This window comes from Hymenobacter caeli (assembly GCF_013294115.1).
Taxonomy (GTDB): Bacteria; Bacteroidota; Bacteroidia; order Cytophagales; family Hymenobacteraceae; genus Hymenobacter; species Hymenobacter caeli.
Genome location: NZ_JABSNP010000034.1, coordinates 19,967 through 28,900, shown reverse-complemented (window position 1 = coordinate 28,900; position 8,934 = coordinate 19,967). Strand labels below are relative to the sequence as shown.

Sequence of the window (8,934 nt, the reverse complement as noted above, 5' to 3'; positions counted from 1 at the left end):
GGCATTCGGCCCTCGGTTATCTCGCCCCCAACCACTTCGAAACCCATTTTCAAACTACGTCCCAACTCTGTGCGGCTTAGCTAGACCACCTCAAATGGCATGGTTTGCGACCACTGCAAAAGGATAAACTGTTTTGCCTCCTCGTATTACGTCGAAATCAATTCCTTCCACGAACACCAGCGGACGGCGCAGCTTTCCGGTTTGATTGCTTTTGGCGTACTGAATCCAGGCAATAGCAGTAGCTTGACCTTGTGGCCCGTGTATGCCTTTGGACGGCGTGAACCCGGGCCACTTCTGGCTAGCAAGTAAGCCCAGTGCCACATCGGGCGGTGCGCTGGCACCACGTGCTTGCGCATTGGCCTGAAACGCAATGGCCGTCGCCCCAACCAAGCCATTGGTAGTCACGCGCACCGGCTATCCCGTGCCAGCCGCGTTGACTTGGGCGACCTGCACGGTGCTGCCCATCGCCACCGACCGGACGCCCTGGCCGTCGCCAAAATCAATCTGAACCGCGCTGGGCGGGGGCGTGGTACCCAGCCAGAACTCGGGTCCCACGTACACAGCAATGGTGCCGCTCGGGACAGTAGGCGGAATTACCACCGAAAAAAACTGGCCGGTGATATAGGGACTGCGGCTAAAGTCGGGCCCGTCTGTCACTTGAGCGTTAGTTGAGTCGATGGTAATCAAGCCGTCCTGGGCGGCAGTGGTGGCAATCTCGTTGTATTGGTAGCTGAGCATCACTAGTGGTACCGCACCGGCCGTCACCCGTTGGTCGATTCGGGCCCGGAGCGCGTCTAATGTGGGAAGTTGGCTACTGTCGAGCGCCGCGTGGTAAAATTCCCAGTACTGCTGCTCAAACCCGTTATAATCAGTCGTTGTATCGCCTTGCCCTGTAAAGCGGTGTGGGTTAGTGATGAACATCATTCGATCAAGCAATACCCCCGTCGGAATGCGACTTGCATCCAAGCCAGCCATCGTGGCGTGTAGTTCTCGCATCGGGTCTCCGTGCTCCGAAGATGACGTCTGTCCCCAGCCACGAGTACTGTACAGCCCAAAAAGGAGCATCAACCATAGTAGTTTGGTCTTCATAAACGTGAATGGAAAAGAAGTGGAAGGAAAAGAAAGCAACTCAACATCTGCGATAATTCAAAAAGGAATCCGCACGGTTACCGTGTCCAAGGCGTTCAATTTTACATCTTGCGAATACTGTGCGTCATTTCCTTTTTCGTTGGTTATCACCCAAATAATTTTGATTGGGAAACCGGCAGTTACGGGCCGGATTAGTATTGTGTCGCGGGGATAGTCTAACCGGTCCCCTGGCCCATCATATCCCGAAATGTGAATTGAAACCCGGCTTTTAGGTGCTTCATCGACGAGTTGAAGGCGTACCCAGGCGGGGGCAAGCACGGGCACGACTAGGCTCATGTTCTTGCGGCCCGCCGTCAGGGCCGGGGCGGCGGCGAAGTCGGTAAAGTAACCGGGCGGGGCCGTGGCCCGCAGCAGGTAGCCGAACCGCTCGTCGGCGTCGAACTGGAAGGAGAAGCGGCCCTGCGCGTCGGCCGGGTAGGAGGCCCCAACCTGCATGTAGCCCCCGCCAGTGCTGGCGTGGTACACCTGGAGCGTGGCTCCGCCCACGGGTTTTTTGGTCTGGCTTTCCACCACCTGCCCGTCCACCTGCGTCGTGCCCGTGGTCGGGTCTTTGCTGCACCCGCCCAGTGAAAAGGTGGCACCAAATATCAAAAGCCCGATTGCAACCGAAAAGAACTTACGCATGGAGAGAGTGCCAAAAAGTAACCGGAACGGCGACGGTGCGAATCTGTCTTTGCACCAGTAATTACGCGGGAAAATATTTCTCGTTTTCATGGAAAGATTAAGAAATGATTAAGAAAAATTGGGGTTTTTCTGACCGTGTTGGCCGGTGATAGGTGGCGAAGGGCAACGGCAAAACCTGTTTATCAAATCTACACCGGTCCATAGTCATCCTACTACACAATATTTGCTATTATCAGACCCGACGTACAGATAATTGGCTTTACAAATACTTCATAGTAAAATGGTTAAGCACTAAAAAAAGGACTCTAGCAATTACTGTACAGCAAAGCTGAAAAGCCAATTGCTCCACGAGCAATTGGCTTTTCGTTATAAAACTTTGTTAGTTGGTAGACGAATTTACCCAGGCCATGCGGCCTCCTAATTTTCGCGAAGCCGCTACGCCCGGGCCAGCACCACGTCGGCAAAGTCGCCGTCGTCGAAGGTGGCCACCACGCGCAGGCCGGCGGCGGCGGCCAGGGCGGCAATCTGCGGGGGCGTGAACTTGTAGGAGTTCTCGGTGTGGATGACTTCCCAGGCCGCGAACGGCACCGTTTGCTGCAAAGCGGCCAGGCGCACGGTTTGGGCCCGGGTGCTCACCAGGTACGAGCGCACGGCCCCGGTCAGGGGGTCGTAGTCGGTGTAGTGCTGCCAGGCGGCGAGGTCGAAGTCGGCCCCCAGTTCGCGGTTGAGGCGCACGAGCAGGTTCAGGTTGAACCGGGCCGTCACGCCCTGGGCGTCGTCGTAGGCCGCCCGGATGCGGCGCGGGTCTTTTTGCAGGTCGAAGCCGATGAGCAGGCGGTCGGCCGCGCCCAGCGGGGCCGCCAGCTGCGCCAGAAACGCCGCCCGCTCGGTGGGCGCGAAGTTGCCGATGTTGGAGCCCAGGAACAGCACCGCCTTGCGGCCGGGCCGGGCCGCCAGCCGGGCCAGGGCCGTGGCGTAGCTGGTGGTTTCGGGCGTGGTGCGCAGCCCCGGTAGCTCGGCCGCCAGGCTGGCCGCCAGCCCCGCCAGCGCCCCGGCCGAAATGTCTACCGGCACGTAGGTGAAATCGTCGGACGAAGCGAGCAGCTCGCGCAGCAGCAGCTTGGTTTTCAGGCCGTCGCCGGCCCCCAGCTCCACCAGGGCGAAGGCCCCGGGCGCGTCGGCCGGGTCGAGGGCGGCGGCGATGGCGGGCCCGTGGGCGGCAAAAATCCCGTATTCGGCCCGGGTGGGGTAGTACTCGGGCAGGCCCATAATCTGCTGGAACAGCTCGCTGCCCGCGTCGTCGTAGAAGTACATCGACGAGAGGGACTTGGGGGCCTGGCGCAGGCCGTCGGCCACGTGGGCGGCCAGGTCGGACGTGGCCAGGGGCGGGGCGGTGGTGGGAGAAGTCATGCGGGGTGTACAAGTAGGTGCTGGGCGAGGGCCTGGCGCGGGGCCAAAAGCCTACCGGGCCAGGCGGATGCCGGTGAACTGCCAGCGCTTGTCGGCGTGGAAAAAATTGCGGTAGCTGAGGCGGCCGTGGCTGCGCGGCGTGGCGCAGGAGGCCCCGCGCAGCACCAGCTGGTTCACCATGAACTTGCCGTTGTACTCGCCCAGGGGGCCCGCCGTGCGGCGGTAGCCGGGGTAGGCGTGGTAGGCCGAGTACGTCCACTGCCAGCACTCGCCCAGCATCTGGTGGCACTGGGCGGGGTCGGCGTCGGCGGGCACGGGGGCGGGGTCGAGGCGGGGGCTTTCGAGCCAGGTGCCGCCGGTGGCGGGCGCGGCCCCGAAGCGGCGGGCGGCCACCTCCCACTCCTGCTCGGTGGGCAGGCGGGCCCCCGCCCACTGGGCGTAGGCGTCGGCCTCGTAAAAACTGACGTGCGTGACGGGCGCGGCCAGCTCCAGCGGCCGCAGGCCGTGGTGCGTGAAGCGCAGCCACTGGCCATCGGCCGCTTGCACCCAGTACAGGGGGGCCTGCCAGCCCTGGGCCTGGGCCAGGTCCCAGCCCTCGCCCAGCCAGTGGCGGAAGTCGCGGTAGCCGCCGGCCGCCACAAATTCCAGGTACTCGGCGTTGGTCACGAGGCGGTTTTGCAGCTCGAAGTCGGGCACCAGGGCCTCGTGCACCGGCAGCTCGTTGTCGAAGCAAAACCCTTCGCCCCGGAACCCCACCGGGTACGTGCCGCCCGGCACCGGCAGCCAGGCCGCCGGCGGGGCCAGGGCCGCCGCGTCGGCGGGGGCCGGGCCGGGGGTGTAGGCCGGGTGCAGGGGGCTGGTGCTGAGGATGTACTTGATGTCGGTGGCCAGCAGTTCCTGGTGCTGCTGCTCGTGCTGGAGGCCGATTTCGACCAGCTCCAGGGCCGCGGGCGGCAGGGCGTCGGCATCGGCCAGCAGGGCCAGCAGGTGCCCGTCCACGTGGGCGCGGTAGGCCAGCACCTCGGCCAGGGCGGGGCGGGTGAGGGTGCCGCGCTCGGCCCGGTTCACGCGCGAGCCCAGCGAATTGTAGTACGAGTTGAACAAGTAGGCAAACTCGGGGTGGAACACCCGGTAGCCGGGCGCGAACTCGCCCAGCAGCATGGTTTCCCAAAACCAGGTGGTGTGGGCCAGGTGCCACTTGGGCGGGCTCACGTCGAGGGTGGGCTGCACCACGGTGTCTTCGGGCAGCAGGGGCCGGCACAGGGCCTCCGACTGGGCCCGCACGGCGCGGTAGCGGGCGGCCAGGGCCGCGGCGGTCGCGGCGGGGGCGGGCAGTACGTCGTTCATCGGCAAGCTTGGGAAGGGGAAGTGGGGCCCGAAGCCGGGCCCCCAGCCCTTCAACTGCCGGGCCCCCGGCTTGGTTGCGCCGCGCCCGCCCCGCCCCGGCGGGGGCGGATACTTAGGGGCCGCTAAGCTCCTCAGATAAATACGTAGAACTCATCCGTACAAGACGGTATTTTGCGCTCATTTTGAGCATTTTCACAACCATATGCCTTGGCTAGCCGCTACTTATGCACCGCAGACCGGCAGTACCGCCGTCTTGGATGCATTTCATTTCTTCACCTTACCATACAAGCTATGAAAGTTGCCAGCACTACTGACGCCGCCACCCCGCGCCCAGCCAACCGCACCGGCGGCAAAAGCCGCCGCGGCTTCGCCGCCATGAGCCCCGAAACCCAGCGCCGCATCGCCAGCGAAGGCGGCAAGGCGTCGCACGCCAGCGGCCGCGGTCACCGCTTCACCGCCGACGAAGCCCGCGACGCCGGCCGCAAAGGCGGCCTCGTGAGCCGCCGCCCCGCCAAGGGCGGCACAAGTACGCTGGCCGCTGCCGCGTAAAGGCGGGCCGAAAACCGGTTAGTTAAAAGTTAAAAGTGGAGAGTTAAAACCAGGACGCGGTTTTAACTCTCCACTTTTAGCTTTTAACTGACCGGCCCCCGCATCTTTGCCCCATGCTCCACCTTTCGGCTTCAAGGCGCGACCTGCGCTTCAATTTCGCGGCCCGCACCTCGCGCGGGGCGCTGGCCGTGCACACGGCCTGGTACCTGCGCCTGGGCCCGGCGCCCGACCCCGACGGCCCCGCGGGCCTGGGCGAGGCCGCGCCCCTGGCCGGCCTCAGCCCCGACCACGGGCCGGGCTTCGCGGCCGAGGTGGCGGCGCTGTGCGCGCGGTTCAACGCGGCGGGCTTCGCCGAATTTGCGGCGGCCCAGGCCCCGGCTTTTGTGGGGCCGGGCCGGCCGGCCCTGGCGTTTGCCCTCGAAACGGCGGCCCTGGACCTGGCCCGCGGGGGCCGCCGCCAGCTGTATGCCAACGACTTCGCCGCCGGCCGCGCCGGGCTGCCCATCAACGGGCTGGTGTGGATGGGCGACGCGGCCTTCATGCGCCGGCAGATCGAGGAGAAGCTGGCCGCCGGCTACCGCTGCCTCAAGCTAAAAATCGGGGGGCTCGATTTCGAGACGGAGCTGCAACTACTGGCCGAAATCCGGGCCGTGGCGGGGCCCGCCGACCTGGTGCTGCGCGTGGACGCCAACGGGGCCTTCGCGCCGGCCGAGGCCCTGGGCAAGCTCGACCAGCTGGCCCGGTTTGATTTGCACTCCATCGAGCAGCCCGTGGCGGCCGGGCAGTGGGCGGCCCTGGCCGAGGTGTGCCGCCACTCGCCGGTGCCCGTAGCCCTCGACGAAGAGCTGATTGGCCTGGAAAACCTGGCCCGGCAAGCCGCCCTGCTCGAGGCCGTGCGCCCGGCCTACCTCGTACTGAAGCCCACGCTGCTGGGGGGCCACGCCGCCACCCGCCGCTGGGTGGCCCACGCCCAGGCCCGCGGCCTGGGCTGGTGGATGACGTCGGCCCTGGAGTCGAACGTGGGCCTCAACGCCGTGGCCCAGCTCACGGCCGAGTACCCGGTGGGCGACTTTGCCCAGGGCCTGGGCACCGGCCAGCTCTACCACAACAACCTGGCGGCCCCGCTGCGCATCGCCGCCGGCCACCTGCACTACGACCCCGCCGGGGCCTGGGAAATGCCCTGACAACCCGTACCTTCCGGGGGCTAATGAACACGCCCTTTTTCTGCTTTCAGCCGCGCCTGGCCGGGGCCCTGCTGCTGCTGCTGCTGCTGGTACCGGCCCTGGCGCGGCCGGCCCGGGGCCAGGGCCCGGACGCGCCCCCGTTCCGGCTGGGGCGGGCGCGGCAGCGGCGGGTGCGGGTGCCGCTGCGCGTGGAGCGCAACCTGCCCGTGGTGCAGGTGTGGCTGAACGATTCCGGGCCCTACAACTTCCTGCTCGACACGGGCGTGGCGGTTTCGCTGCTCACCGAAGCCGCCATTGCCGACTCGCTGCACCTGCGCCACGGCCAGGACTTCCGGGTGGTGGGGGCCGGCGGCGAGGCCACCGGCCTGCTGGCCTACCGGGCCCCGGGCGTGCGCGTGCGCCTGGGCCGCCCCGGCCAGGAGGCCGTGGCCCCCGACATGGCCCTGCTGGTGCTGAACGCCGATTCGCTCGACCTCTCGGGCTACGTGGGGCTGCCCATCCACGGCATCCTGGGCTCGGAGCTGTTCCGCAGCTTCGCCGTCGCGTTTGGCGCCAACGGCGCCGAGGACCTGACGCTCACGCGGCCCGCGTTTCAGCGCCCGCCCCGGGGCCACCGCTGGGCCCGCGTGCCGCTGGCCATCGAAGGCCAGAAGCCCTACTTTATCGCCGAGGTGCGCCAAGCCGGCGACGCGGCCCCCCGGCCCCTGAAGCTGCTGCTCGACACCGGGGCCAGCCACGCGCTGTCCCTCGAAACCACCTCTGACCCGGCCCTGCGCCTGCCCGCCGCCCGCCTGCCCGCCGAGCTGGGGCGCGGCCTGAGCGGGCCGGTGCGCGGGGTGCTGGGCCGCGTGGCCACCGTGCAGCTGGGCCGCTACCGCCTGCCCACCGTGCTCACCTCGTTTCCCGACGCGGCCGACGTGCACGCCCGGGCCGACGTGTTCCGCAACGGCTCGCTGGGCTACGACGTGCTGCGGCGCTTCCGGGTCGTCATCGACTACCCGCACCAGTGCCTGTGGCTGCACCCGGGGCCCACGTTCCGCGAGCCCTTCGAGCACGACATGGCCGGCCTCGACCTGTTTGCGATGGGCCCGGCCCTGCGCCGCTACCGGGTGCTGCGCGTGATGCCCGGCACCCCCGCCGCCGCCGCCGGCCTCGAAGCCGGCGACGAACTGCTCACCATCGGCCTGGCCCCGGTGGGCGTGTTCACCCTCACCCAGCTCAGCCGCCTGCTGCGCAGCGCCGACGGCACCGTGGTGCACCTGGTGCTGCGCCGCCCGAGCGGCGAGCTGCGCGCGGCCCGCCTGCGCCTCCAGCGCCGCATCTGAAGCCGAGAGCGGGGGCCTATTCCCCGGGGCCGCGGCGGGGCCCCGGACGGCGGCGGGAAACTGCCCGGGGGCCGCGCTAGGCCCGGCAATCGGCAAAAAAAGGTACCTTTCCGGCCGTTTCCGCCCGCCGCCCATGCCCCCGCCCGTTGCCCCTGCGCTGCCCCCGCCCGCCCTTGCGGCCAACCAGCACATTTACCGCGACATCTTCCGGGAAGAGTTCACCCAGACGCTGGACGAAAACATTTTGCAGCTCCTCGACCGGGTGTGGTTCCGCTCGGAGCTGGTGGGCTTCGAGCCGTTTCCGCAGCGCAACAACCCCGACCGGCCGCTGATTTTTGCCTCCAACCACTCGGGCATGGCTTTCCCGTGGGACGCCATCGTGTCGCTCTCGCACCTGTGGCGCTACCTGCTGCGCACGCAGGGCTCGCTGCGCGACTTGCCGCGGCCGCTCTCGGCCCCGCTGCTCTCGGCCACGGCCCTGATGAACCCCTACCTGGTGAAGGACTTCTGGAAGAAGTGCGGCAGCGTGGACGCCACCACGCTCAACTTCGAGACCATGATGTACTACCAGGAGCACAACCTGATGCTGTACCCCGAAGGCGTGCCCGGCATCGGCAAGGGCTTCAACCACCGCTACGAGCTGCAGCGCCTGGCCACCAGCATGGTGCGCCTGGCCCTGCTGCACGGCACCGACATCATGCCCTTCTACACCATCAACGCCGAGTACCTCAACCCCTACGCCTACACGGTGGATTGGGTGAACCGGCTGACCAGGAAAATCGGCATCCCGTTCCTGCCCCTCACGCTGCTGCTGCTGCTAGTGCTGGTGCAGCCCTGGGCATTTTACCTGGCCCTGCCCGCCAAGCTCACCTTCGTGATGGGCACCCGCATCCGGCCGTCCGACCTCACCGACAAAAGCCCCGACGAGCTGACCCGGGCCGACTACCTGGCCCTGAGCGAGCAAATCCGCCTGCGGATGCAGGCCGAAATGCACGCCGCCGTGGCCGCCCACGGCCGGCACCCCTACCGCTGGCGCGAGCTGTGGCAGCGCATGAAGGAAAACCGGCGCTTCTTCCCGTTTTTTCTGCCCTTCGCCTGGCCCGCGGCGTTCACCGAGTTCGAGCGCCGCTTCGTGAAAAACGGCGAGCGCAACTTCAAGATGCGCCTCGACGCGCCCGGTGCGTTCTGGAAAATGCTGTGGCGCAACCCCATCGTGCTGGCCTACTTTATCCCGCTGCTGGGCTGGATTCCGCTGGCCATCAAAGGCTACAAAGGAAATAAGCTGGGGCAGCAGCCCTGAGGCGTTGGGGGCTGGCGGGCCAGGCGTTAGGTTTGCGCCCGGGCCG

General features: G+C 66.9%; 9 protein-coding genes. 4 read left to right on the top strand and 5 right to left on the bottom strand.

From position 1 onward, the window contains the following. Positions 1-90 precede the first annotated feature (90 nt). The 5 genes from HNP98_RS21195 to egtB form a co-directional block, all read right to left on the bottom strand. Positions 91-405: a hypothetical protein gene (locus HNP98_RS21195; protein WP_173812188.1), complete on the bottom strand. Its 315-nt coding sequence runs from the start codon at positions 403-405 to the stop codon at positions 91-93. Positions 406-414: 9 nt separating this feature from the next. Then, positions 415-1,089, bottom strand: coding sequence for a hypothetical protein (locus tag HNP98_RS21190; RefSeq protein ID WP_173812187.1), 675 nt, complete (start codon positions 1,087-1,089; stop codon positions 415-417). A 57-nt stretch (positions 1,090-1,146) separates the two neighbouring features. Then, complete coding sequence (locus HNP98_RS21185; RefSeq protein WP_173812186.1) at positions 1,147-1,863, bottom strand: peptidase associated/transthyretin-like domain-containing protein; 717 nt, start codon at positions 1,861-1,863, stop codon at positions 1,147-1,149. A 345-nt stretch (positions 1,864-2,208) separates the two neighbouring features. Beyond that, on the bottom strand, positions 2,209-3,183 hold the full coding sequence (gene egtD / locus HNP98_RS21180) for an L-histidine N(alpha)-methyltransferase (RefSeq protein ID WP_173812185.1): 975 nt from the start codon (positions 3,181-3,183) through the stop codon (positions 2,209-2,211). A 51-nt stretch (positions 3,184-3,234) separates the two neighbouring features. Continuing rightward, entirely contained in the window at positions 3,235-4,530 is a 1,296-nt protein-coding gene (egtB, locus tag HNP98_RS21175) for an ergothioneine biosynthesis protein EgtB (RefSeq protein ID WP_173812184.1), read from the bottom strand. A 291-nt stretch (positions 4,531-4,821) separates the two neighbouring features. On the opposite strand from egtB, the gene HNP98_RS21170 reads away from it, so the two are divergent. From HNP98_RS21170 to HNP98_RS21155, 4 genes are all read left to right on the top strand, one after another. Beyond that, positions 4,822-5,079: a KGG domain-containing protein gene (locus HNP98_RS21170; protein WP_173812183.1), complete on the top strand. Its 258-nt coding sequence runs from the start codon at positions 4,822-4,824 to the stop codon at positions 5,077-5,079. Positions 5,080-5,192: 113 nt separating this feature from the next. Then, entirely contained in the window at positions 5,193-6,263 is a 1,071-nt protein-coding gene (locus HNP98_RS21165; RefSeq protein WP_173812182.1) for an o-succinylbenzoate synthase, read from the top strand. Positions 6,264-6,286: 23 nt separating this feature from the next. After that, the gene (locus HNP98_RS21160; protein WP_173812181.1) at positions 6,287-7,588 is read left to right on the top strand and encodes an aspartyl protease family protein; all 1,302 of its coding nucleotides are present in this window, start codon (positions 6,287-6,289) and stop codon (positions 7,586-7,588) included. Between the two features lie 133 nt (positions 7,589-7,721). Further along, positions 7,722-8,888: a lysophospholipid acyltransferase family protein gene (locus HNP98_RS21155; protein WP_173812180.1), complete on the top strand. Its 1,167-nt coding sequence runs from the start codon at positions 7,722-7,724 to the stop codon at positions 8,886-8,888. Positions 8,889-8,934 lie beyond the last annotated feature (46 nt).